The sequence below is a fragment of the Streptomyces sp. 6-11-2 genome, from assembly GCF_006540305.1.
In the GTDB taxonomy this organism is placed as follows: Bacteria; Actinomycetota; Actinomycetes; order Streptomycetales; family Streptomycetaceae; genus Streptomyces.
Genome location: NZ_BJOR01000002.1, coordinates 118522 through 142301, shown reverse-complemented (window position 1 = coordinate 142301; position 23780 = coordinate 118522). Strand labels below are relative to the sequence as shown.

At 71.3% G+C, this 23780-nt stretch carries 26 protein-coding genes; 15 read left to right on the top strand and 11 right to left on the bottom strand.

Annotated features, from left to right (window positions below; all coding sequences use genetic code 11):
- Positions 1–168 precede the first annotated feature (168 nt).
- From TNCT6_RS36785 to TNCT6_RS36775, 3 genes are read left to right on the top strand one after another with little or no spacing between them, the layout of a single operon-like run.
- Positions 169–726, top strand: coding sequence for a pyridoxamine 5'-phosphate oxidase family protein (locus TNCT6_RS36785; protein WP_141367398.1), 558 nt, complete (start codon positions 169–171; stop codon positions 724–726).
- Between the two features lie 28 nt (positions 727–754).
- Positions 755–2059, top strand: coding sequence for an amidase (locus tag TNCT6_RS36780; protein WP_373996270.1), 1305 nt, complete (start codon positions 755–757; stop codon positions 2057–2059).
- Positions 2013–2609 carry a hypothetical protein gene (locus TNCT6_RS36775; RefSeq protein ID WP_141367396.1) on the top strand — a complete coding sequence of 199 codons (597 nt, stop codon included), beginning with the start codon at positions 2013–2015 and terminating at the stop codon, positions 2607–2609. The genes TNCT6_RS36780 and TNCT6_RS36775 overlap by 47 nt, the downstream gene beginning before the upstream one ends.
- An 89-nt stretch (positions 2610–2698) precedes the next feature.
- On the opposite strand, the gene TNCT6_RS36770 is transcribed toward TNCT6_RS36775, so the two are convergent.
- A complete protein-coding gene (locus TNCT6_RS36770; RefSeq protein ID WP_141367394.1) occupies positions 2699–3568 on the bottom strand; it encodes an alpha/beta fold hydrolase in 870 nt (289 codons plus the stop codon).
- 29 nt (positions 3569–3597) lie between these two features.
- Positions 3598–3771, bottom strand: coding sequence for a hypothetical protein (locus TNCT6_RS36765; protein ID WP_373996261.1), 174 nt, complete (start codon positions 3769–3771; stop codon positions 3598–3600).
- Between the two features lie 210 nt (positions 3772–3981).
- Here TNCT6_RS36765 and TNCT6_RS36760 point away from each other — a divergent pair, with 210 nt between their 5' ends.
- Together TNCT6_RS36760 and TNCT6_RS36755 are read left to right on the top strand one after the other, a co-directional pair.
- On the top strand, positions 3982–4467 hold the full coding sequence (locus TNCT6_RS36760) for a carboxymuconolactone decarboxylase family protein (RefSeq protein WP_141367392.1): 486 nt from the start codon (positions 3982–3984) through the stop codon (positions 4465–4467).
- 308 nt (positions 4468–4775) lie between these two features.
- Positions 4776–6251 (top strand): multicopper oxidase family protein, encoded by a 1476-nt coding sequence (locus TNCT6_RS36755; RefSeq protein ID WP_141367391.1) that lies wholly within the window; start codon positions 4776–4778, stop codon positions 6249–6251.
- Positions 6252–6272: 21 nt separating this feature from the next.
- On the opposite strand, the gene TNCT6_RS36750 is transcribed toward TNCT6_RS36755, so the two are convergent.
- Both TNCT6_RS36750 and TNCT6_RS36745 read right to left on the bottom strand, forming a co-directional pair.
- Positions 6273–7379 (bottom strand): barstar family protein, encoded by a 1107-nt coding sequence (locus TNCT6_RS36750; protein ID WP_141367389.1) that lies wholly within the window; start codon positions 7377–7379, stop codon positions 6273–6275.
- A gap of 6 nt (positions 7380–7385) precedes the next feature.
- Complete coding sequence (locus TNCT6_RS36745; protein ID WP_141367387.1) at positions 7386–8300, bottom strand: DUF2690 domain-containing protein; 915 nt, start codon at positions 8298–8300, stop codon at positions 7386–7388.
- 238 nt (positions 8301–8538) lie between these two features.
- Here TNCT6_RS36745 and TNCT6_RS36740 point away from each other — a divergent pair, with 238 nt between their 5' ends.
- The gene (locus tag TNCT6_RS36740) at positions 8539–9600 is read left to right on the top strand and encodes a peptidoglycan-binding protein (protein WP_141367385.1); all 1062 of its coding nucleotides are present in this window, start codon (positions 8539–8541) and stop codon (positions 9598–9600) included.
- 216 nt (positions 9601–9816) lie between these two features.
- Here the strand turns inward: TNCT6_RS36740 and TNCT6_RS36735 are convergent, their stop codons facing one another.
- On the bottom strand, positions 9817–10323 hold the full coding sequence (locus tag TNCT6_RS36735) for a hypothetical protein (protein WP_141367383.1): 507 nt from the start codon (positions 10321–10323) through the stop codon (positions 9817–9819).
- A 180-nt stretch (positions 10324–10503) separates the two neighbouring features.
- Between TNCT6_RS36735 and TNCT6_RS36730 the strand changes: the two genes are divergently transcribed.
- Positions 10504–11322 carry an isocitrate lyase/phosphoenolpyruvate mutase family protein gene (locus tag TNCT6_RS36730; RefSeq protein ID WP_141367381.1) on the top strand — a complete coding sequence of 273 codons (819 nt, stop codon included), beginning with the start codon at positions 10504–10506 and terminating at the stop codon, positions 11320–11322.
- Between the two features lie 222 nt (positions 11323–11544).
- On the opposite strand, the gene TNCT6_RS36725 is transcribed toward TNCT6_RS36730, so the two are convergent.
- The gene (locus TNCT6_RS36725) at positions 11545–12186 is read right to left on the bottom strand and encodes a superoxide dismutase (protein WP_141367379.1); all 642 of its coding nucleotides are present in this window, start codon (positions 12184–12186) and stop codon (positions 11545–11547) included.
- Positions 12187–12425: 239 nt separating this feature from the next.
- On the opposite strand from TNCT6_RS36725, the gene TNCT6_RS36720 reads away from it, so the two are divergent.
- The 3 genes from TNCT6_RS36720 (at position 12426) to TNCT6_RS36710 (ending at position 14224) form a co-directional block, all read left to right on the top strand.
- The gene (locus tag TNCT6_RS36720; protein WP_141367377.1) at positions 12426–12728 is read left to right on the top strand and encodes a hypothetical protein; all 303 of its coding nucleotides are present in this window, start codon (positions 12426–12428) and stop codon (positions 12726–12728) included.
- Between the two features lie 146 nt (positions 12729–12874).
- Positions 12875–13045, top strand: a complete 171-nt coding sequence (rpmF, locus tag TNCT6_RS36715; protein WP_141367375.1) for a 50S ribosomal protein L32 — start codon at positions 12875–12877, stop codon at positions 13043–13045.
- A gap of 6 nt (positions 13046–13051) precedes the next feature.
- Complete coding sequence (locus tag TNCT6_RS36710) at positions 13052–14224, top strand: GTP-binding protein (RefSeq protein WP_141367373.1); 1173 nt, start codon at positions 13052–13054, stop codon at positions 14222–14224.
- Positions 14225–14255: 31 nt separating this feature from the next.
- Here the strand turns inward: TNCT6_RS36710 and TNCT6_RS36705 are convergent, their stop codons facing one another.
- The gene (locus TNCT6_RS36705; protein WP_141367371.1) at positions 14256–14480 is read right to left on the bottom strand and encodes a YozE family protein; all 225 of its coding nucleotides are present in this window, start codon (positions 14478–14480) and stop codon (positions 14256–14258) included.
- Between the two features lie 251 nt (positions 14481–14731).
- On the opposite strand from TNCT6_RS36705, the gene TNCT6_RS36700 reads away from it, so the two are divergent.
- Genes TNCT6_RS36700 through TNCT6_RS36685 form a run of 4 tightly spaced genes read left to right on the top strand, consistent with a single transcriptional unit; the run spans position 14732 to position 19368 of the window.
- Entirely contained in the window at positions 14732–15808 is a 1077-nt protein-coding gene (locus tag TNCT6_RS36700; RefSeq protein ID WP_141367369.1) for a Dyp-type peroxidase, read from the top strand.
- 19 nt (positions 15809–15827) lie between these two features.
- Complete coding sequence (locus TNCT6_RS36695; protein WP_141367367.1) at positions 15828–16661, top strand: family 1 encapsulin nanocompartment shell protein; 834 nt, start codon at positions 15828–15830, stop codon at positions 16659–16661.
- Positions 16658–17608: a lactate dehydrogenase gene (locus tag TNCT6_RS36690; protein WP_141367365.1), complete on the top strand. Its 951-nt coding sequence runs from the start codon at positions 16658–16660 to the stop codon at positions 17606–17608. Before TNCT6_RS36695 ends, TNCT6_RS36690 begins: the two co-directional genes overlap by 4 nt.
- Before the next feature lie 41 nt (positions 17609–17649).
- Positions 17650–19368 carry an alpha-keto acid decarboxylase family protein gene (locus tag TNCT6_RS36685; RefSeq protein ID WP_141367363.1) on the top strand — a complete coding sequence of 573 codons (1719 nt, stop codon included), beginning with the start codon at positions 17650–17652 and terminating at the stop codon, positions 19366–19368.
- 119 nt (positions 19369–19487) lie between these two features.
- Here the strand turns inward: TNCT6_RS36685 and TNCT6_RS36680 are convergent, their stop codons facing one another.
- The 4 genes from TNCT6_RS36680 to TNCT6_RS36665 all read right to left on the bottom strand — a co-directional run bounded on the left by TNCT6_RS36680 (position 19488) and on the right by TNCT6_RS36665 (position 23030).
- A complete protein-coding gene (locus tag TNCT6_RS36680; RefSeq protein WP_141367361.1) occupies positions 19488–19805 on the bottom strand; it encodes a sulfurtransferase TusA family protein in 318 nt (105 codons plus the stop codon).
- Entirely contained in the window at positions 19802–20989 is a 1188-nt protein-coding gene (locus TNCT6_RS36675; RefSeq protein ID WP_141367359.1) for a cysteine desulfurase family protein, read from the bottom strand. Before TNCT6_RS36675 ends, TNCT6_RS36680 begins: the two co-directional genes overlap by 4 nt.
- Entirely contained in the window at positions 20986–21654 is a 669-nt protein-coding gene (locus TNCT6_RS36670) for a metalloregulator ArsR/SmtB family transcription factor (protein WP_141367357.1), read from the bottom strand. Before TNCT6_RS36670 ends, TNCT6_RS36675 begins: the two co-directional genes overlap by 4 nt.
- Positions 21655–21767: 113 nt before the next feature.
- The gene (locus tag TNCT6_RS36665; RefSeq protein WP_141367355.1) at positions 21768–23030 is read right to left on the bottom strand and encodes an MFS transporter; all 1263 of its coding nucleotides are present in this window, start codon (positions 23028–23030) and stop codon (positions 21768–21770) included.
- A 319-nt stretch (positions 23031–23349) separates the two neighbouring features.
- Here TNCT6_RS36665 and TNCT6_RS36660 point away from each other — a divergent pair, with 319 nt between their 5' ends.
- Positions 23350–23751: a hypothetical protein gene (locus TNCT6_RS36660; RefSeq protein ID WP_216372872.1), complete on the top strand. Its 402-nt coding sequence runs from the start codon at positions 23350–23352 to the stop codon at positions 23749–23751.
- Positions 23752–23780: the final 29 nt, after the last annotated feature.

Sequence of the window (23780 nt, the reverse complement as noted above, 5' to 3'; positions counted from 1 at the left end):
CCCACCCGGTCACCACGCCCGTCAGGCCTCGGCGCGCGCCGGCTCGCCCTTGAGCAGACCCGTCGCCTGGCCCACCTCGATGAGGCAGCCACGCGGCACCCGCGGCCGAGCAGCGATGATTTCGGCGCGGGCCGCCGGTCGTTATGGGTGAGGGAAAGGAGATCCGTCATGCCGACACAGGGAACCTCAAAGCAACCCACGACCGAGTTCGACGCCCGCTACAGCTCCGCACTGCATCCCCGCCCGGGTGCCACGGAGGTCACCGCCACCGAGTGGACCACGGCCCAGCGGGTGCTGAAGTCCGCAGAGATCTTCTGGGTGTCCACGGTGCGGCCCGACGGCCGCCTGCACGTCACTCCCGTGATCGCCGCCTGGCACGACGGGGTGCTGTACTTCTCCACCGGCCCGGGGGAACAGAAGGCGAGGAACCTCGCTCATGACGCGCACTGCGCACTGACGACCGGGGGAAACTCGCTCACCGAAGGGCTCGACCTCGTGGTCGAGGGCAAGGCGGAACAGGTTGCCGATCCGGCGCTGCTGGAGGAGGTGATCGCGGCATACGAAGCCAAGTACGGGCCGCACATCACCTCCCCCGAGGGCACCTTCCACGGGATCGGGGACGCGTTCCGGAAGGGGGACGCGGTGGTGTTCGCGGTGGCTCCGGCAACGGCGTACGGATTCGGCCGGGACGACGGGGTGTACACCCATACGCGGTGGAGGTTCTGAGCAAGTCCGAGCAGGAAGGACGCAGGTGATCGGCACCGGCGAGTACGCGGACCTGTCCGCCCTGGACATCGCCCGTCATGTGCGGCACGGCGACATGACGGCCGTAGACGTCGTCGAGGCCGCCCTGGCCCGGATCGCGGAAGTCGACGATGACGTACGCGCGTTCACCGAGGTCTGGGCCGAGCGGGCACTCGCGCACGCGGCCGGCGTCGACGCGCGGCTCGCCCGCGGCGCCGTACTGCCTCTCGCGGGTGTGCCGATCGGCGTCAAGGCGAGCGAAGGCCCCGACTCCTTCCAGAACACCCGGCTGGTGGCCGCCGGGTGCGTGCCGGTGGGTGCGACCTCGGTGCCGCGTACCAGCCGCGGCTGGCAGACCTACGGGCACACGGACCGGGGTCCCACCCTCAACCCGCTCGATCCGGCGTGGTCGCCCGGCGGCTCGTCCGCGGGTTCGGCGGCCGCGGTCGCCGCCGGACTCGTGCCCCTCGCCAGTGGGTCCGACGGCGCCGGATCGGTGCGCATCCCCGCCGCGTGGTGCGGCATCGTCGGCTTCAAGCCCACCAATGGCCTGCTCCCGGCCCGTGACCGGGCGGGTCTGAACTCGCCCGGCGTCCTGGTGGGCGACCCGCGGGACGCCCTCGCCCATCTCGACGCGGTGACCGAGTCGCCGGTGTCGGCCGTCCGCTCCACGTACCCGCTCCCCGCGGTCTGGTCGGCCACTTTGGGATACGCGGACACCGATCCGGCGGTCGCGGCCGTCGCCCGCCGCTCGGCGGAGAACCTCGCCGAGGCTGGACTGATCACCCTGGCCGAAGGCTCCGGCCTGATACTCGCCGACCCCGCCTCGGCCTGGACGGCGCTTCGCGCGGGGGTGCCTTCCCCGACCGAGGGGGCCAGCAGGGTCGTCAGCACCAACGAGCAGCGACTGCGCGACTGCTTCCAGCGAGCCGACCTCGTCCTCACACCCACCACACCCCACCCGCCGCACGGCCACGACGGGCCGGGGGCACGGATGAGCGTCGCTCTGACCTGGGCGTTCAACCTCAGCGGTCATCCAGCGCTCAGCCTTCCGGCAGGGATCACGGCCCAGGGAGCGCCTGTCGGTCTCCAGCTCGTCGCCCGCCACCACGAGGAGCGACAACTCCTCGGCATCGCCGACCGCGCCACCCGGCTGGGCGCCGTCCCCCGGTCGCTCGGGGGTGGTGTCGGCGCCCGAGCCGGTGGCGCGGCGTTGTCGGAGGGTGGTGGCACAGTGACGGACAACGATCGAGAGGCGTGGAGGGGCGATGGGGGATTTCTTCGAGCGGATCGTCGACGTCGAGGTGAGCGGTGAGGAGGCCGGGCCGCTCGCGGATCGGATGGTCGATTGGCTCGTCACCGAGGGCCTGATCACGCGTGAGACGTCCGGCGACGGGGTGTACAGCCTGAACGTGGATGAGGGCCATGTGCCGGGCCCGGACTGGGCGCGGGCCGTCGCCGACTCCTCGGACCCGGACTGGCGGCCGGGCCCGGTGGCCGTGATCGTCGGACGCGACCACCACTGCGGGGGTCAGGGAATGGACGAAGCGGAGTACGCCGTCTGCCCGCGGTGCGAGACCAGGACCGTGATCATCGGCTACCCCGAGGAGTGCGAGGCGGACGAGGAGGTCTGGCGGCCGTTCCGGGACGGCATCGCCGCCTGGAAGGACACGGGTGAGGGCGGTGTCCCCTGCTCCGCCTGCGGTGCCTCGGTCCCGGTCACCGAGTGGCGGTGGGACTCCGGTTTCGCGGTGGGCGCCCTCGCTTTCGACTTCTGGGGGTGGCCACCGCTCTCCGCCGGCTTCCGCGCGGAGTTCAGCCGGCGGCTGGGGCACCGAACGGCGGAGCAGACGGGCAAGTTCTGAGCCGTCTTCCCCGAGCTCCTCGCGGCGGCCACACCCGGTGCCTCCCTCCGACCCGTTGGCGGTCGCACCGGGCCGGGGGGAGACGGTCGTCAGCGAGCGTCGTCGAGGACCTCGCGCAGCCTGCGCGCGAAGGCCTCGGGCTTGCCGGCGTAGCCGGACTCGCCGCCGAGGAAGCCACCGTGGTGGCTGGGGAACACGGTCGCCTGCCGGCCGAGCAGTGCGGCCGCCGCCTCCGAGGTGCGTCCGGTGAAGGTGTCGAGGGTCTCCTCACCGACGGCGATCAGGACCCGCGTCGGCGCGGAGTTCAGGGCATCGATGTCGGGTCGGTAGCCGCTGACCGCCCAGGACCGGTCGGAGAGCAGCGGATCGTCACGGGAGCCGTCGTCCTCGGTCGGCATCCCGAACGCGGCCGGATCCGGAGCGGGTTGGGCGAAGTAGGCGTCGGTGAACTCGCCCCGCCACGAGGTCATCGCGATGAACGCCGCCATGCCGGCGCCCCAGCCTTTGTCCTGGTACGCCTGCCGGACGGCGGCCCGGGCACGCTCGGCGGCCACGGCGTCGGGCAGTACCGGGATGAGCGGCGGCTCGTGCGCCACCAGGGTGGTCACGTCGTCGGGGTACGCCGCCACGAGGGCGAGCGCGGTCACGGCGCCGCCGCTGCTCGCGAACATCTCGACCGGGCCCGTTCCGAGCGCCTCGATCACGGCGTGCACGTCGGCGGACTGATGCTCGGGCGCGTGGTCGAGCCGGCCGTCCTTGCGGGTGCTGCGGCCGAGACCGCGCGGGTCGTAGGTGACCACGGTGCGGTCGGGGAAGTGTGACGCCAGGGTGCGGAAGCCGCCGGCGTCCATGGGCTGGCCGATCATGACCAGCGGTGGGCGTCCGTCGGCGGTCGGCAGCGGGCCGTGGACGTCGTAGGCGAGGTCGGCTTCGGGAGTCTGGAGGATCCGAGTCGTCATGAACGCTGGACTCCCGCGGCGCCCAGAACTCATCGCACACCGCGCCCGTGTTCGCTCTTGTCGACGGCTGCGGCGGTCTCGTCGTACCCGAGGTCGAACACCTCGCGCAGCATGACCAGCGCCCGCTCGGTCCGCGTGAGTGTCTCCAGCACCGGCAGCATCGTCATGGAGACGCTGTCGGCCGGCTCGACGTCCTCGGCCACGTCCGGGGCGGTCAGCAGCGGCGGCTCGGGCAGCCAGGGGCCACGTAGGACTCACGTCGATGACAGTGCCGAGCATCTCGCAGGCGACGGTGAACAGCACATTTGTGGCGCACGTCACACTGCCGCTCCGTCACAAGGAGCGGGTCGCCGGCATCTCGTGTTCGTCCAGCGCAACACGACAACCAGCGAGTGACGAGTGGGGACGACATCATGAACGCTCGGTTCAACCTGTTCGAGAACGAGATCGGCGCCAAGTTCGCCAAGCGGTTCGCAGGCGCCGGCCTGGTGGTCCAGCAGTCGCCGCTGCCGAGGTCCACGCAGGAACTGGTGGCGCTGCGCGCCAGCCAGATCAACGGCTGCGGCTGGTGCGTCGACATGCACACCAAGGAGGCGGCGGCCGCCGGTGAAACCGCCGTACGGCTCAACCTCGTCGCGGTCTGGCGCGAGTCCACCGTGTTCACCGAAGCCGAGCGGGCCGCCCTGGCGCTCGCCGAAGAGGGAACCCGGCTCGCCGACGCCTGTCAGGGCGTGTCCGACGAGACCTGGGCCCAGGTGCGCAAGCACTACGACGACGACCAGATCGCCGCACTGGTCGCCCTGGTCGCCCTGATCAACGCGGCCAACCGGCTCGCCGTGATCGCGCACCAGCAGGGCGGCTCCTACGAGCCCGGCATGTTCGCCGCCGCGTTCGACTGAGCTGCTGAGCTACGGCCGAGTGGGTCCCGGCCCGGGATCATTCGATCCGGGGCCGGGCCCACCGAGGTCCATGCGCAGCGCGCTGCACGCCGAAGCCCGACGGTGCGGTGACATTCCGCGCAGTCCCCTGCCCCCGGCTGAGAGCAGCGGCTCGTACGACACAGAAGGCGAGACCGGGCGGAGGGGGCCGGATTCTCGATCTCGCCCGGCACTTCCACGGAGGCGGACACTGGTCACAAAGGGGGCGAATCCGGGCCCGATGTCTGCTGGGGGCTTCTTCGGGTCCCTGACCAGGAAGGAAGCAGACCGTGCAGATCACCCGTCGCGACGTCCTCAAGCTCGGTGGCCTGGCTCTGCTGGCCGGTGGCGCCGCAAGGCCGGCCTCCGCCTCCACGGCTCCGTCCGCCTTGCCCGATGCTCCGGGCGAGGCGGACTACACCGTGCGGATCGGGACCGGGCTCGTCGAGCTCGCGCCGGACACGATCGTGTCCACCACGACGTACAACGGGCAGTTCCCCGGTCCGCTGCTGCGGTTCACCGAAGGCCGCCCGGTCGTGGTCGACGTCCACAACGACACCGGCACCCCCGAACTGCTCCACTGGCACGGCCAGCGGGTTCCCGCCGAAGTGGACGGAGCGGCGGAGGAGGGCACCCCGTACATCCCCGCACACGGGACGCGGCGCCTGTCGTTCACGCCCGGACCGGCCGGTTTCCGCTTCTACCACACCCATGTGGCAGCACATGACGACCTGGGTCTGGGTACCTACACCGGTCAGGCAGGCCCGGTCCACATCGAGCCGAAGGCCCACCCGGGCGCCTACGACCAGGAGGTCTTCCTGGTGCTGAAGGAGTTCGGGCCCGCCTTCAGCCAGGGCGGGGACATGGCCCAGAACTTCCTGGCCGGCTCCGAGGTGCCGGCCCTGAAGCGCAGGGGCGAGAAGGCGATGGCCGGCTCACTGGCCCGGGGGATGCCGCACGGCTACGAGGTCGGCTACACCGCGTTCAGTGTCAACGGCCGCAAACTGGGCCACGGACCGCCGATCAAGGTCAAGTCCGGGCAGCGCGTGCTGCTCCACGTCCTCAACGCCAGCGCCACCGAGATCCGCAGCCTGGCCCTGCCCGGCCACAGCTTCGAAGTGGTCGCCCTCGACGGCAACCCGGTACCCCGCCGCGCCGACGTGCCGGTGCTGTGGATCGGCACCGCCGAACGCGTCTCGGCCCTGGTGGAGATGAACCATCCGGGTGTGTGGGTACTGGGGGACCTGGCCGACGACGACCGGAAGAACGGAATGGGCACCGTGGTGGAGTACGCCGGCCGCGGCGGCTCCCCGCAATGGACCGCACCGCGCACATCCACCTGGGACTACCGCACCTTCGCCCGCGCGGGTGCCACCGCCCGGCGGCCCGACCACACCTTCGACCTGCTGGTGGAGAAACGCAACGCCGCCGACAAGGGCTTCAACATCTGGACCCTCGACGGCGTGCCCTTCTCCATGGACACCGACAAGCCGGTGCTGGACATCGACCGTGGAAGCCGCTATCGGATGCGGTTCCGCAACGCGACCGACGACGTCCACCCCCTCCACCTGCACCGCCACACCTTCGAAGTCACCCACATCGCCGGGACCCCGACCCACGGCCTGCACAAGGACGTCGTCATGCTCGGCGGCTACCAGACCCTCGACTTCGACTTCACCGCCGACCAGCCGGGCCTGTCCCTGTTCCACTGCCACCAGCAACTCCACATGGACTACGGCTTCATGACCCTGCTGCACTGCGGCTGACCCGCGCCTCGCCGTCAGCGATCAGGCCAAGTCGACGCGCATCCCGCCCCCGGTCAGGGTGTCGAGCACTTCGGCGAACAGGTCGTACGGCTGTCCCTCCGGCGTCAAGGTGCGGGACAGGTGCTGGCGCGCGGTTGCCGCATCCCGCCAGAGCAGCGTTCCCGGAGAGGTGTAGCCGAACCTGCCGCGCAGGCAGTCGTCGAGGGCGGCCAGGCAGCCGCCGAAGTAGCCGCCCGGCCCGTTCACGGCCTCGCCGAGGGCCAGGTGGAGCCCCGGAACGTCGGTGATGTGCCGGCCGTCGAGCTCGTACACGTGACCGGCCGGCTGGTCGGGGCGCGGGCGTCGGAAGGCCCGCTCCTGGACGACGTCCAGCCAGGCCTCGCGCCTCCGGGTGTCGAGGCCGGCCCACGCACCGGGTGTCTCCGGCGGCCCGGCGAGCCACTGCTCCCAGACCGGCCGGGCGTGTTCGGGCACGGGCGTGAAGAACCGGCCGTCCAGCTCCAAGTCGATCAAGCCCGCCTCGGGTGCGGACGGGTGGCACGCGTCGACCCTGGTCCACAGCAGCAGCCGGGCGAGCGGCTCACCGCTGTCGTCCCGTATCACCAGGGCGGCCTCCTCCAGGTCCAGCGCCCGCCGGGTCCCCGCCGTCAGCGCTCGCCGCAGCGCCTCACCCGGGACGAGGTCCCTCAGGACCAGCGGGGGTTCGACCCGCTCGGGCGGCAGGACACGGGCGAACTCCCGGCAGGTGCCCAGCCATCGGTGCTGGTCGTGCAGTCGGACGGAGCCCCGGTGCCCGACGGGCGGGCCCTCGCAGTCGTCGAGACCGGTGAGCACCGGACCGTCCGTCCCGGGGTGTTGACCCAGGCTCTCCGCGTCCTCGAGGAGCCAGGGCCCGAGGTCCTCGTCCTCCGGCACCAGCCATACCCGGCTGCCGGCCCAGCCACGTACCTCGTCTCCTTCCGGAACCCAGCCGAAGAGTTCGTACGTGCCGCGCCGGGGCTCCCCGAACAGTCCCTCCACCTCGGCGCAGACACCCCAGACCTGGCCGTGCTTCGTATCCGTCAGCGTGTACCGGGCCTGTCCGTGACGACCCTCTTCCTCATGTTCCTCACCCACGGTGGGAATCATGCCCGGTCATGACAACCGTGGAATGGCGGAGGCGGCCTTGGTGGCGCAGATCGTGCCGCGGCCGTCGACGATGGCGCAGGCGCGGACGCTGGTGAGCTCGTCGACGTGGGCCATGGGGGTGTGAGCGGTCTTGCCGGTCTGCTGGCGGTACTCCTGTGAGTTCTCCTCGTCGTGCTCGACGGTGAGCATGATGCGGTCTCCGGGTGAGGTGCCGCGCATCCTGGCCCAGGCGGAACGGCAGCGAGGGCTGTAGCGCAGCTCGACGAGAACTCCGTAGCCACGGCCGGTGTAGGTGGTGGCGGCGTCCTGCGCGCACACCGTGGTGGTGGGCTCCACGGAGGTGCAGGAGGCGCCGCTGCATGTGGCGGGTGGCGCGGGACGAGGCGGCGCGGATGCCGAAGGGCGGTTCGTGCCACCCGCTTTCTGAGTGGAGTCTGTGAAGTGCCAGGTCAGGAAGGTGGCCACCAGGGCGACGACCACCCCTGCGGCCGCGAGGACCGTCAACGGGGTCCGCTTCCTTCCCGCCTGCCGCGGTACGGCGTCCGCCGGCGCGGGTGAGGGCGCTGCCGCCGTTGCCGGGGGTGGTGTGGGGGGCGGGGGCGGCTTGGGGCCGCGGCCGCGTTCCGTCTCCGCGTACCGGTGCAGATCCAGGGCCCGGTCGAGTTCCGTGTCGCTCGACGGCGTGCCGGTGGGCTGCGTACGGATCCGCCAGAGCTCTCGGATCACTTCGACCGTGGGGACCGTGGTCCCCGATTCCCACCGTGAGACCGTCGGCTGCCTGGTCCCCAGCTTCCTGGCGACCGAACTCTGACTCCGGTTGCTCTCCTCGCGCCACCGTTTGAGTGTCTGCCCCAGCTCGACCCCTGCGGGTGTCGACGGCTCCTGGCCGCTGGCGGCGTCGTTCCGAGGCTGGGTGTCCACCCGCGCGCTCCCTCTGTCCCGTTTCGAAGTACCAGGTCAGAGCCCATACACAGAGCCGCGTATATGCACGTATGGCCGGTACCGCGCACAGCGTAGATCCGGCTCGGAACATGGTCCAAAGTTGTCGTCGGCCGGTGAGAGCGTCCCGGCCGATCCCCTCCTGCGAAGTCCCTGGTCGCGCCATGCCCTGGCGCGTCATGGACGTGCCAGGAGACATGACACGAAAGGACCAACCGCCATGAACACGAAGTACCGCACGAGTCTGCGCGTGGTGGCCGTCGCAGCCGCCTCCACCGGAATCCTCTCCACGATCGGCCTGGCGGGCGGTACCGCCGCCGCCCACGACGCCGACAGCACCCGTCGGGCACGCCTGGCCCAGCCGCTGGACGCCACCCACAGCGGCGCCAAGGCCGTCGGCGTCTCGCACGCCCGGCAGTGGCCCGCGCTGCGCTCCGGCAGCCGCGGAGTGGTGGTCAGCGCCGCCCAGCACCTGCTGACGGCGCGGGGGCACACGGTGAAGGCGGACGGCGTGTACGGCAGCCGCACCGTCGCCGCGGTGAAGGCCTTCCAGAGCCGCCAGCACCTGCGCGCGGACGGCGTCGTCGGACCCGGCACCTGGAACGCGCTGACCGTCAGCGTGCGCTCCGGCAGCCGCGGGCACGCGGTCACCGCGGCCCAGCAACTGCTGACCGCGCGGGGGCACACGGTGAAGGCGGACGGCGTGTACGGCAGCCGCACCGTCGCCGCGGTGAAGGCCTTCCAGAGCCGGCACCACCTGCGCGCGGACGGCGTCGTCGGACCCGACACCTGGAACGTCCTGGTCAACGGCTCCACCGGTGCCGTGCCCGCGCCCCACGGATACGTACTGAAGTTCACCAAGAACCGGCAGCACCCGGACAGGTCGAAGCTCGCCCTGTACCGCGACGGCCGTCTCGTCGACAGCTACCGCGCGGGATCCGGAATGGGCAGCACGGACGAGTGCGCCGGCAAAACGGGATGGCTGCCCAGCGGCACCTACAAGATCCTCGGGCACCAGACCAACCGCGACACCAGGATCAAGGGGTACGCGATCCACCTCGCCGACAAGACCTGCCACCCCAGGCCCGGCCAGAAGGCCGTCAAGCGCGGCGACCTGTTCATCCACAGCAAGATGACCAAGAACGGCACCAGCCTGTGGCGCGGTGACAACGACTACAAGTCCGAGGGCTGCGTCAAACTCGCTCCCGGCCACATCAAGAGCCTGTTCGCCCACCTGGACCAGGCCCACTGGCCCAAGGCCCTGACTCTCCAGGTCAGTTGAGACCACCACCCCATCGGGGAAGGGCCTTCCCGGGCAGCGCTGCCCGGGAAGGCCCCCGGCGTCACAGAACGCCCCCGAGCGCCAGGCTCACAAGCAGCAGACCAACGCTCGCTGGCGCGCCTGCCAGGGCCAGGAGCAGCGGGAGGAACGCGGCGTGCTCGTTGGATCCGGAGCGTCCGGGCCGTATCCGGCCGCCCCGCCGGCCCACGGCCACACTCAACCGCTCGGCCGCCCGGCCGCCCGGTCGGAGACGAGAACAGGTGGACCCGAGTGCCGCTTCAGAACCTCGCGCACGGCGTCATCAGTCGTTCCTCGGCCACCCGCAAGCTGCTTGTCGACGATGATTCGGGTGCCGTGTACGTCCGTGAGGACGAGCCAGTCAGCGGCAGTACCGCGTCCGGAGGCCTCCAGGCGGCCGACCTTCTTGAGCCGGGTGAGATCGACCGTACGTCGGCTGGTGAGCGTGCGGGCGGAGAGCAGGTCGCCCTCGTGCAGTCGTGCGTGCCGGCCCTGATTGACGCAGTACACCGCCGTGGCACCGAGCAGGAGCGAGAACAGCCCCAGCAGGCACAGCCCGTCGCCGACCAGGCCGGCCCTCACGAGCATCGCCGGGACGACCACCAGAACGGGCGTGGTCGACCAGGCGAGGACGTTGCCGATCCGCTGGCCCGGCCGCCCCTGTCCGGGGAATACGGATATCGCTTCGGCCGAGTCGGTCGTCATGCCCCGACGGTACCCAACCGCGATCTCGGCGTCCTGGGTCTCCGGCCCGATCCGGCACGAGCAGCAGGTCTTCAAGCGTCCTGGCGCAAAAGCGGCGTAGGACGGAGGAGCGGTGGAGGAGTCGACGTCGGTGTCGGTTTCTTGCCGGAGAACGGCCGGCGGGCGTGTTTGACTCCGTGCATGACCACCACGCAGTCGGCCAAAGCCCAGCTCTTCCGTTCCCTGCACACGCCCGGCGCGCCGCTCGCGCTCGCCAATGCCTGGGACGTCGCGAGTGCCCGGGTCATCGAGTCCGCGGGGGCCTCCGCGATCGCCACCACGAGTGCGGGCGTCGCCTGGTCGTTGGGCTCGCCGGACGGTGACGTCCTCGCCCGCGATCAAGCGCTCGGGGTGATTTCCCGCGTCGCCGCCGCGGTCGCGGTTCCGGTCACCGCCGACATCGAGGGCGGGTATGGGCAGGACGCGGCCGAGGTCGCCGAGACCATCACCGGGGTGCTCGCGGCGGGGGCTGTCGGCGTCAACATCGAGGACGGCACCCGAGCCCCGGACGAGCTCGCGACGCGGCTGGCCGTCGCCCGGCGGACCGCCGAGCGCGCGGGGGTGGAACTCTTCCTCAACGCCCGTGTCGACACGTACCTGTTGGGGCTCGGGGACCCGGTCACCCGGCTGGAGGAGACCCTGGCCCGCGCGCGCCGGTACGTAGACGCCGGCGCGGACGGCATCTTCGTTCCCGGTGTCTCCGACACCGCCACGATCGCGGCGCTGGCCGAGGGCATCTCCGTGCCGTTGAACGTCATGGCCGGCCCCGGTGCCCCGAGCGTCGCCGAGCTGGGTGCCCTCGGTGTGGCCCGCGTCAGCCTCGGCCCGGGCGTGGCGCAGGCCGCGTACGCTGCCGCCCGCCGCGCCGCGCGGGAGCTCTTCGACACCGGTGACTACGACTCCCTGTCCGGCGGCATCACCTTCCCGGAACTCAACGCGCTGCTCTCCGAGTCCCGTTGACAGCACCGGGGCCGGGTGAGGAACGGATGGACCCGGGGTCCGAGACCCGTGCGGCGTCCTACTGCGACGACTCGGGCTTCGAGACATTGACCGGTTGAGGGAAGCGGAAGTGCTCCCCCGGGCAGCGTGCCAGGGGGAGCACTTCGCTGTGCGCCTGCCGGTGACGGGTGAGAAGACGATCACTGGCAGGACATCCGCGGGACTACGTCGTCACGACGGTCGTCACGGCGCGAGCAGCAGGCTGTCGCCGCGCTCCTTGGCGGCGGCGTAGCGCTTGGCCACGTCCTGCCAGTTGACGACCTGCCACATCGCCTCGATGAAGTCCACCTTCTGGTTCTTGTACTGAAGGTAGAAGGCGTGCTCCCAGGCGTCGAAGACGAGGACCGGGGTGGAGCCCTGCCCGATGTTGCCCTGGTGGTCGTAGACCTGCTCCACGATCAGACGGCCGCTCAGCGGCTCGTACGCGAGCACACCCCAGCCCGAACCCTGGGTCGTGGCCGCGGCCTTGGACAGCTGCGCCTTGAAGCCCGCGAAGGAGCCGAACGACTCGGTGATGGCGCCGGCCAGCTCCCCCACGCCGTCCGTCTCCAGGGGCTCACCGCCGCCGTCGCCGGTCATGTTGTGCCAGTAGATGCTGTGGAGGATGTGCCCGGACAGATGGAAGGCCAGGTTCTTCTCCAGACCGTTGATCGAGCCCCACGACTCCTTGTCCCGCGCCTCGGCCAGCTGCTCCAGTGAGTCGTTGGCGCCCTTGACGTAGGCCGCGTGGTGCTTGTCGTGGTGCAGCTCGATGATCTCGGGACTGATGACCGGGGCGAGCGCCGAGTAGCCGTACGGGAGCTCCGGGAGCGTGTAGACCGCCATGTCCAGCATCATCCTTCGAGTTATTGCACATGAGTTGCAAGTGCACGATAGCAGCAATAATGCGCCCGAGCGCCGACCCGCCAACAGCTGCCTTGACCCCTCGACCGGGCCGACCGCACACTCCAGCCGCCGCGACATTTCCCGCAGATATGAACGAATCGCCCTATATTGACTTCACGACGCACGGCCCGCGGCAGCACCGCCCGCCGGCCGCCGAACGGCACCCCCAGGAGCAGCGCATGACCACCGCCGCCGAACACCGCACTCACGACAACCACGCCCACACCCACGGCGAGGGCTGCGGACACGCCGCCTTCCCGCACGGCGACCACGTCGACTACGTGCATGACGGGCACCTTCACAAGGCCCACGACGGCCACACCGACGAGTGCGTGACCGCCGGCCACGCCACCCACGCCCACCACGACCACCAGCACGGCGAGGGCTGCGGACACATGGCCGTACCCCACGAGGGTCACGTCGACTACGTGCACGACGGACACCGCCACGCCGCCCACGAGGGGCACTGGGACGACCACTGACACAGCCGGCAGGCCTCGAGCGGCCGGCGACCTCCCGAGGACGCCGGCCTCGGAAGTCCCACCTCACATCAAAATAGTAATGAGATTCGTTTTCATGTAGCCTCCTGGTTGCTCACCGAACGTGACCACCGAACCAGGAGGACCCCATGGCCGTTCCCAAGCGCAAGATGTCCCGCAGCAACACCCGCCACCGCCGCGCCCAGTGGAAGGCGGCCACGCCGGCGCTCGTCCCGATCACCGTCGACGGCGTCGCGCACCTCGTGCCCCAGCGACTGGTGAAGGCCTACGAGCGCGGGCTGCTGCGCCCCGAGGGCTGACCGTCCATGGCTTCCGACCGACTCCCCGTCACCGTCCTGTCCGGCTTCCTCGGCGCGGGCAAGACCACCCTCCTCAACCATGTCCTGGGCAACCGCGAGGGACTGCGCGTCGCGGTCATCGTCAACGACATGAGCGAGGTCAACATCGACGCCGCCCTGGTGCGCGGCGGCGAGGCGGCCCTGTCACGCACCGAGGAACGCCTGGTCGAGATGACCAACGGCTGCATCTGCTGCACCCTGCGCGACGACCTGCTCGAGGAGGTCGACCGGCTCGCCCGCGAGGGCCGCTTCGACTACCTGCTCATCGAGTCGTCCGGCATCTCCGAACCCATGCCGGTGGCCGCGACGTTCGCCTTCGCCCGCGACGACGGTGCCACCCTCGGCGAGATCGCCCGCCTGGACACCATGGTCACGGTCGTCGACGCCGCCGGCTTCCTGCCCGAGCTGACCAGCGGCGACGAACTCGTCGAGCGCGGCCTGGACCAGTACGAGGACGACGAACGCACCGTCAGCGACCTGCTGATGGACCAGGTCGAGTTCGCGGACGTCATCGTGCTCAACAAACTCGACCTCGTCGACGAGGAGTCGGCGGACCGGCTTCGGGCGGCGCTCACCCGCCTCAACCCGGTGGCGCGCGTCGTCCCGGCCGTCCACGGCCGCGTGCGGGCCGCAGACGTACTGGGCACCGGGCTGTTCGATCTGGAACGCGCCCAACAGGCCCCCGGCTGGGTGCGGGAGCTCAACGGCGACCACGTCCCCGAGACGGAGGAGTACGGGATCTCCTCGACCGTCTTCCGCGCCGAACTGCCGTTCCACCCAGGCCGGCTGTGGACGTTCGTGACCGAGAAGCTCGACAGCGGCGCGTTCGGCGAGGTTCTGCGGTCCAAGGGGTTCTTCACACTGGCCGGCCGGGGGCAGGTGACGGGCCTGTGGTCACAGGCCGGCTCCGTCGCACGCTTCGAGCCCTCCGGCGCCCGCGACACCGACGGCCCGGAAGGCCAGGAACTGGTCTTCATCGGCACGCGTCTGCGCGCGGACGCGCTGCACGCGGCACTGGGCGACTGCCTCATGGCCGACGGTGAAAGCCTGCCGCCCGTCGACCCGTTCCCCGTCTGGGACACCTACGGCATCGGCGACACCTGCGAGCACGAGCACCCGGAACCCGTGGCGCACGTCTGAGCGCACACCCGTGCCCTCCGTGGGCGTGCCCTCAGTGGGAGTGAGGCTGGTGCTGGAACTCGTTCCAGGCCTGACGCAGGGTGTCGATCACCTCCGGGGCGGCCCCGCGGCCCTCCAGGTACTCCCGGTACGTCTCGACGGTCGCCGCCGCGGGCCAGTGGGGGTCGTTCGCAACGGCGCGGGCGAAGGAACCCAGACGGTTCAGCTCGTCGGTGTGACTCTTGAGCCACCGCGTGAAGTCGGCTGTGTCGTTCATCGCACGTCTTCTCACAGAAGGAACGCCCACTGGTCCTCACCCGGCCGTCCGCCCCGCCGGCCGCCGTTCCTCCAGACTCCCACGAGCACACGGCAAGTCAAACCGGTCGCCGGACTTCCCCCGGAGAGGTTCGCGGCGACGCCTGTACGGAGGCCGCCGGCGGCCCGCCCGGGGGCGCGGTGGCGGGTGCCGGGCTCGCGCCATACGGTGAACAGGTGCCCGCCCGTGACCGTCAGGAAGGGGCGTGCTCCATGTGCGCACACTCCCGGGCCCCGGAGCCCCAGCCGGTGCTGTCCCCGCTGACGGGCGCGGCGATCTTCCTGGTCGCGACCATCGACCGGGGTGGCGAGCCGGTCGTACGGGACACGCTGTCCGAACTGAACGGGCTCCAGCGGGCGGTCGGTTTCCGGGCGCCGGACGGGAAACTGAGCGTGGTCGTGGGCATCGGCTCGGAGGCGTGGGACCGCCTGTTCGCGGGTCCGCGTCCGGCAGAGCTGCATCGTTTCCGCGAGCTGGCCGGAGCCCGGCACCGGGCGGTCTCGACCCCCGGCGACCTGCTGTTCCACATCCGCGCGGCCCGCCCGGACCTCTGCTTCGCGCTGGCCGCCGAGATCATGGAGCGGATCCGCGACGTCGTCACCGTGCGTGACGAGGTGCATGGCTTCAAGTACTTCGACGTACGTGACCTGCTCGGATTCGTGGACGGCACGGAGAACCCCACGGGCCGGGCGGCGGACACGGCGGTCCTGATCGGTGACGAGGACCCGGAGTTCGCCGGGGGCAGCTATGTGATCGTGCAGAAGTACGTGCACGATCTGGAGGCGTGGAACGCCCTGCCGGTGGAGGCGCAGGAGTTGGTGATCGGGCGCAGGAAGCTGTCCGACGTCGAACTGGACGACGCGGTCAAGCCGGCCGACTCGCACGTGGCGCTGACCACCATCGAGGACCCGGACGGGACGAAGCACGAGATCCTGCGTGACAACATGCCCTTCGGGACCGTGGGGCAGGGCGAGTTCGGTACGTACTTCATCGGTTACGCCCGGACGCCGGCCGTGATCGAGCGGATGCTGGAGCGCATGTTCCTGGGCGATCCGCCGGCCACCCACGACCGGATCCTGGACTTCTCCACCGCGGTGACCGGGTCGTTGTTCTCCGTGCCCACCAGTGATTTCCTCGACGACCTCCCCGATGCGCCGGCCGCGCGCGAGGGCGCGGAGGGCCAGGAGGGCCAGGAGGGCGGCGGAGTCGAGGAGACGGAGCCCGTGCCTGCGGCGGTCCGGCCGCCGGCCGTGGACGGCTCGCTGGGGATCGGCGATCTGAGGATGTGACAGGAGGCGAGCACCCGCGATGGACAATCTGCATCGTGAACTTGCACCCATCTCCGCCGCCGCGTGGGCCGATCTGGAGGAGGAGGCACGGCGTACGTTCAAGCGGCACGTCGCGGCCCGCCGTATCGTCGACGTGCCCGAGCCGTGCGGTCCTGAGCCGGCCGGTGTGGGGACCGGGCACCTGCGGACCGTGGCGGCGCCGGCCGAGGGGGTCGAGACGCGGCTACGCCGGTTCCAGCCGCTGGTCGAGCTGCGGGTGCCGTTCACCGTGGACCGGCAGCAGGTCGACGATGTCGCGCGGGGTGCCAAGGACGCGGACTGGCAGCCGGTCAAGGACGCGGCCCGGCAGATCGCCTTCGCCGAGGACCGCGCCGTGTTCGAGGGCTATCCGTCCGCGGACATCGCCGGTCTGCGGGAGAGCTCGTCCCACTCCGCCCTGAACCTGCCGGCCGAGGCGCGCCAGTACCCGGACATCGTCAGCAAGGCCCTGACCGTGCTGCGGCTCGCCGGTGTCGGCGGCCCGTACGCCCTGGCGCTGAGCGCCGCGGCGTACACCGCTGTCAGCGAGACGTCCGACTACGGCTACCCGATCATCAAACACATCGCCCGGTTGCTGGACGGCGACATCGTCTGGGCACCCGCCATCGAGGGGGCCTTCCTGCTGTCGACGCGGGGCGGGGACTTCGAACTGCGCCTCGGCCAGGACCTGTCCATCGGTTACCTGTCGCACGACGACACCAGCATCCGGCTGTACTTCCAGGAGACGCTGACCTTCCTCGTGTACACCGGCGAAGCCGTCGTGCCCGCGCGGGGGTCGACTCCCCCGTCCGCACCCGCGGAGGGGTGGGCATGAAAGCCGCCGTCGTGGGAGTCGGCGCGGTCGGGTCGGCCACGGCGCTGTCCCTGGTCGAACGAGGGGGAACCTGCCGGGAGATCGTGCTGATCGACCGCGACACCGCCCGCGCCGACGGCGTGGCCGCCGACCTGCGCTACGCCGCTCCGCTGTCCCCCACGGTCGACGTACGCTCCGGTGGCTACGGTGACCTGGCCGACGCCGCCGTCGTCGCCATCACCGCGGGCGTCAACGAGAAGGCCGGCGGCGCCACCGACCGGTCCGAGCCCCAGGGTCGCCTGCGGCTGCTGGAGACCAATGCCAAGGTCTTCGCCGACGTCGTCCCCCGGGTGGTCGCGGTCGCGCCGGAGGCGGTGCTGATGGTGGTCACCGACCCACCGGACCCGCTGGCCGACCTCACCCGTCATCTCGCCGGGCACGACCGGGTGTTCTCGACCGGCACCCTCATCGACAGTCTCCGGTTCCGTGTGCAGCTCGCCGACCGCCTGCGGGTGCGGCCACGTGACGTGCAGGCCCTTGTGGTGGGCGAACACGGCACCTCCGAGGTGCTGTTGTGGTCCTCGGCGGGTGTCGGCGGCATTCCCGTCGCCGAACTGCTCGCCCAGGACGGCCGGTCGGTCGAGGACATACGCGAAGAGGTCGAGAACGACATCCGGTACGCCAACATCACCATCATCGAGGGCACCGGCGCGAGCCAGTACGGCATCGGCGCCGTCTCCGCCCGGCTCGTCGAGGCGGTCCTGCGCAACGAACGCGCGGTGCTGCCGGTGGCCGCTCACTCCTCCGCCCACGGGGTCACGCTCTCCCTGTCCAGCGTTCTCGGAGCGGGCGGCGTCCAGCAGATGCACGAGCCCGCCATGACGCCCAAGGAGCGACGGGCCCTGGAGAAGAGCGCCCGGGTGCTGCGCGAAGCCGCCGAACGGGCCATTGCCGTGGGGGCGACCTGAGTCGGGGGGCCCGACGAACGGCCTGACAGGGGACGGACACCATGACGACCACGACCGCATCATCCAGGACCGCGCCGTCAACGGCGAGTATCGGTGACTTCCTCCTGCGTCGCTTGCGGGAGGTGGGCATCGGGCACCTGTTCGGCGTCGCGGGTGACTACAACCTCGAGTTCCTCCTTCAGATGGAGGACGGCCACGACTTCATGTGGGTGGGCAACTGCAACGAGTTGAACGCCGCCTACGCCGCCGACGGATACGCGCGGATGAACGGGATCTCCGGACTCGTCGTGACGCACGGCGTCGGGGCGTGGAGCGCCATCAACGGTGTCGCGGGCGCCTACAGCGAGCACGTTCCCGTCATCTGCGTCTGCGGATCGGTTCCGTTGAAGGCGCTGGACCGCAAGCTGCGGATGCACCACACCTCCGGGGAGCCCGAGTACGACGACGTGCTGCGCGGTTACGCACAGGTCACCGCGGCACAGGCCCGGCTGACACCGCAGAACGCCGTGCGGGAGATCGACCGGCTCATCCTGACCGCCTGGCAGCGCAAGCTCCCGGTCTACCTGGAGCTGCCCTCCGACATCGCGCACCTGGACGTCGAGGTTCCGGCGGAACCGCTGGTGCCGGCGATACCGAAGAGCGACCCGGAGCGGCTGACGGCGTGTGCCGACGCGATCGTCGCGCGCCTCACCAACGCCCGTTCGCCCGCGATCCTCCTCGACCTCGATGCCGACCGCTTCCAGGTGACCGGTGAACTGCTGGAGCTGGCCGCCAAGCTGAAGGCCCCGATCGCGGCCATGTACACCTGCAAGGGGATCGTCGACGAGAACAGCCCGTACTTCCTGGGGCTTTACGCGGGCTCGGGCAGCAAGCCCGAGATCCGCGAGGCGGTGGAGAACAGCGACGGGCTGCTGGCGATCGGAGTACGGCGGGTGGACACCACCTGCGGCGGCTTCAGCGACGCGCTCCCCGCGGGACGGATCGACGCCCGCGGTGACAGCGTGGACATCGGACCGGACAGCTACCAGGGCGTCTACCTGAAGGAACTGCTCCGCCGGGTCGCCGACGGCGCCCCGGCCAAGGAGTCCGGATACGCACGGCCGGCCGGCACACCACGGGAACCCAGTACGGTGGCGGGATCCGACCCGCTGACCCAGGCGGCGTACTGGAGCATCGTCCAGGACTTCGTCCGCGAGGGCGACGTGCTCATCGCCGAGGACGGCACCTCCGAGGCCGGCTGCTGGGGCCTGGACCTGCCGCCGCGGTGCTCCATCGTCACCCAGGCCGTCTGGGGTTCGATCGGCTACAGCGTGGGATCGGTCCTGGGCACGCTCCTGGCCGCACCGGAACGCCGCCACCTGCTGTTCGTGGGCGACGGATCCTTCCAGCTCACGGCGCAGGAGGTGTCGACCATGCTCAGGCACGACCTGAAGCCCGTCATCTTCCTGATCAACAACGGCGGTTACACCATCGAGCGCACCATCTGCGGAAAGGACGGGCGCTTCAACGACATCGCCAACTGGGCCTACGCCGACCTGCCCAAGGTCCTCCATCCGGGGACGAACGCCCGGACGGCCGTGGTACGGACCCCGGACGAACTGAAGGAGGCGCTGGCCTCACCGCACGACAGCATGCTCTTCATCGAAGCCGTCATGGACAAGTACGACGCACCGCCGACCGCCGTCGAATCCGGACACCGCATGGCGGACATCGACTACGGCCCACGCGGTCCCCAACACCGCCCGGGCGTCCAGATCTGACCGCCCCGGCGGGGGCGTCTCCAGGGAGCCGAGGGAGGAACGCCCTGGACCCGAGGGCCCGGAGTCCGGACGGGCGACGATGCGTGCGCTCGTCCGGGCGCTGTCCTCGAACGTCGGGTTCACGTGAACTCCCGTCGGCCGGCGGACGGTTCGGTGGTGTGCCAGGGGGCATCGGGGTGGGTCGGGCGCGCGTCGGTGGTCAGGCGGAGGGCGTAGACCGGGGGTTCGGCGGTGTTCGGGACGGGGCCGAGGTAGTGGTGGCCGGTCATGTGGCACCAGGCGGGGAGGTCGAGCGGGGCCGCGGGGTCGGTGGCCATGACGTGTACGTGGGTGCCGGGGGCGGCGTCTTCGATGGCGGCACGGAGTCCGAGCAGGAGGGTGACGCACAGGAGTCCGGTGCCGTCGACCGTAATGTCCGCCTCGCCGGCGGCGGTCACCGGGTGCCTGCCGCGAAGACGTTCACCGCGGCGGCGATCGCGGTCGCGGCTGCCCCGATCTCGTCCCGGGTGGTCCAGCGGCCGAGGGAGAGCCGGACGGCTTCCAGGGCCCGCGCGGGGTCGGTGCCCATGGCGGTGAGGACGGGCGAGGGGGTGTGGATGCCGCTGTGGCACGCGGAGCCGGTCGAGGCGGCGATCCGGGGTGCGCCGTCCAGAACGCGGTGTCCCGGTACGCCGTCGATGCCGATGTTCAGCGTGTTGGGCAGCCGCTGTTCCACGGGTCCGTTGAGCCGGACCCGCCCGGGCAGGGCATCGACGAGTCGCTGGTGCAGTTCGTCGCGCAGGCCCCTGATCCGCTCGTGCGCACCGTCGGCGAGGTCGTCGGCGGCGAGCTGCGCGGCGGCGCCCAGGGCGACGGCGAGGGCGACGTTCTCGGTGCCGGCGCGCAGCCCGCGTTCCTGGCCGCCGCCGTAGACGACCGGCTCCAGTCGCACACCGTCGCGCACGAACAGGGCGGCCGCACCCTTGGACGCGTACATCTTGTGCCCGACGACCGTGAGCAGGTCGGCGCCCAACTCCCGTACGTCCAGCGGGATTTTCCCGACGGCCTGGGCGGCGTCGCAATGGAGCAGCGCTCCGGCCCGGTGAGCGGCGTCGGCCAGTTCCCTCACCGGCTGGAGGGCGCCGGTCTCGTTGTTGGCGACCATGACCGAGACCAGCACGGTGTCGTCGTCGAGCGCGGCGGTCAGCGCGGCCGGGTCGACCAGGCCCTCGCGGTCGACGGGCAGCACCGTGATCCGTGCGTGGTGGAGGAGTTCGAGGGCCTGGCAAGTGGCGAGGATCGCGGGGTGTTCGGTGGCCTGGGTGATGACGTGGGGGCGGGTCCGGGTGGCGGCCAGGGTGGCTCCGCGCAGGGCGAGCAGGTCGGCCTCGGAGCCGGAGGAGGTGAAGACGATCTCGCCCGGGCGGGCACCGATCAGCTCGGCGACCTGGGCACGCGCCGCCGTGAGGGCGCTGCGGGGTTCGCTGCCGTAGGGGTGGGTGCTGGAGGGGTTGCCGAAGTGGCCGGTCAGGTGGGGCAGCATCGCTTCCACGACGCGTGGGTCGACGGGTGTGGTGGCGTTGTAGTCGAGGTAGACCGGTCCGCCGGTCAGGCCCGGGTGCGGCGGCGGACGGTGGATCATGCGCCGGCTCCCGCGTCCACGGGCAGCTCCGCCAGGCGCCATTCGAGCATCCCGTCGTTGAGGCGGATGGCGCGGCGGCCGTTCTCGGTGAGGAGGCGGACGGCGTCGTGGGCGAGGACGCAGTACTCGCCACGGCAGTAGACGACCACCTCGGCGTCCTCGGGCAGTTCACCGACGCGGTCGGCCAGTTCCTCGACGGGGATGGAGACGGCACCGGGAATGTGCCCCGCCCGGTACTCCTCGACCGGGCGGACGTCCAGGAGCACCACCTGCTTGGATTCCGCGCGGGTCCGCAGCTCGTCCCGGGTGACCGTGCGGCCGCCGCCGTCGCCGAGGTAGGCGTCGCGGGCGGCCGGAACACCGGCCTGATGGGTCTCGGCGACCTTGCGCAGCAGGGCGAACAGTTCGGCGACGTCGTCACCGGCGAGCCGGTAGTGGATGCGTACGCCCTCACGCCGGGTGCTGACGAACCCGGCCTGCTTGAGGGTCTGGAGGTGCGCGGAAGCGGTCGTCAGATTCAGTCCCGCCGCCTTCGCGAGCGCGTCGACCGTGCGCTCGCCCTGGGCGAGGAGGTCGAGCAGTTCCAGCCGCTTCCCGCTGGCCAGCGCCTTCCCGCTGGCCGCGAACGCGTCGTAGAGCCGCGCCTTCGTGGCCGTCTCCGCCATGATCTCCTCCCTTTCCTCCAAAAATCTATGGAATATGGTACCCGGGCTGCCGCCGGACAGCTGTGGGTCGTGGCGTTCGCCGTACGGGCGGCCGTGCCGTCCTCTTCACCGGTTCACCGGCTGTGGGCGGTGACGGCGATGGCCGGGAGGACGGCCAGGGCGAGAACACCACCGGTCAGGGCGAGGACGGGATAGCCGGCGAGGTCGACGACGATGCCGGAGGCCAGTCCGCCGGTGGCGCCCGCGATGGCGATGGAGACGTCGACCATGCCCTGGGTCTTGGCACGGGTCGCCAGCGGCACCGCGTCGGTGATGATCGCGGTCCCCGAGACCAGGCCGAAGTTCCAGCCGAGGCCGAGCAGCGCCAGGGCGAGCGCCAGCAGGGCGATGGAGTCGCCGGGGGCGACGGCGGCGACCAGGCCCGCGACGAGAAGGGTGACTCCGGAGGCGGCGGCGAGCGCGATGCGGCCGTAGCGGTCGACGAGGCGGCCGGTCAGCGGCGAAGGCAGGTACATCGCGCCGACGTGGATGGCGATGACCAGCCCGGAGGCGGCTGTGCCGTGGCCGTGGTCGTGCATGTGGACCGGGGTCATGGTCATCACCGCGACCATGACGAGCTGGGTGAGGATCATGACCAGGGCTCCGAGCACGACGCCGCCGCGCGGCTTCGCCGGTGCCCCCTCGACGGCCGGGCGGGCCTGCGCCGGCGACACGGTGGGGTCCTGCTCCGCTTCGGCGAGGGTGCGGGCCAGCAGGAGGGGGTCGGGACGCAGCCAGAGGGCGAGGACGACGGCGGCCGCCGCGTAAGCGGCCCCGGCGAGAAGGAAGGGTCCGGCCAGGCGGGGAATGCCGAGGGCGGCGGCGAGGTCGCCGGTGGGGGCGGCGAGGTTGGGGCCGACGACACCGCCGAGGGTGGTGGCGACCAGGACGGTGGACACGGCGCGGGCGCGGTGGGTGGGGGCGGCGAGGTCGGCTCCGGCGTAGCGGGCCTGGAGGTTGGTGGCGGTCCCGGCGCCGTAGACGAACAGCGCGATGAACAGCAGGACGGGGCTGCCGAGACCCGCGGCGGCGAGGACGCCGGCACTGCCGACGGCACCGGTGAGGTATCCGGCGGCCAGGCCCGGGCGGCGGCCCCGGGCCTGGGATATACGGCCGACGCCTATCGCGGCGAGCGCGCTGCCCGCGGTGAACAGGGCGCTGGGCAGTCCGGCCAGACCCGTGGTGCCGAGCATGTCCTGGGCCAGCAGGGCTCCGACGGTGATGCCCGCCGCGAGCCCGGCGCCGCTGAGGACCTGGGAGGCGACGAGGACTTTCAGGATGCGGCGCTGCACGTCGGGGCCGGCGGCGAGGGTGGACGGAGCTGCGGTGCTCGTCACGGGTGGGGCTCCTTTCAGTGGAGGGCGCTTCCCGCCACACGGTGGGAGGGGGTACGGGGGAAGGGGTACGGGCCGGACGGCCAGGGATGGTCAGGCGTCGGGCACCTGGGCGCGGTCGGCGAATCGGGTCGGCGGGGTCCACGGCGCCAACGGACTCCGGGCACGGCTCTCGGTCATGTTTCTCCTTGTGACGGCAGAGCAGGATGGTCGCACGCCTCCACGGCACCGGCTCCGATCAGGCTTTGTACCGTCCGGAGACGGATCCGTGCCCCGCAGTGAGACTCGCAGTGAGGCTCCGACCCCACTCTTCCATAAATCCATGGAATATCGTAGGGCGAGGAAGGACTGGGGCAACAGCGCCTGTCCGCTCGGCCTGGGCGACGGGCCTGCCCTGGCCATGGACGCCGGCCGCGACCTGCGCGCCCCGTATGCGGTGGCCGAGCGGCGCGGGCCGCACGTGGCGTTCGCCGCGGACACGCATCCGCACGCCGGCTTCCTCTCCGGCGCCGTGCGGCTCGGTCACGACGCCGGGGCGACCGTGCTCGCCTCCGCCGCCGGCCACAGGGCCTTCGCGCACACACCGCCGGACGACGGTGACGAGGTGGACCTGGGCAAGCTCACGCTGCGGGCGCTCGCCACCCCGGGCGCACCGACGAGCCCCTGTCGTACCTCGTCCTGGGCGGCCGCACCGCACTCGGCGTGTTCACCGGCGGGTCGCTGACCGTGGGCGCCGCCGCCCGGACCGACCTC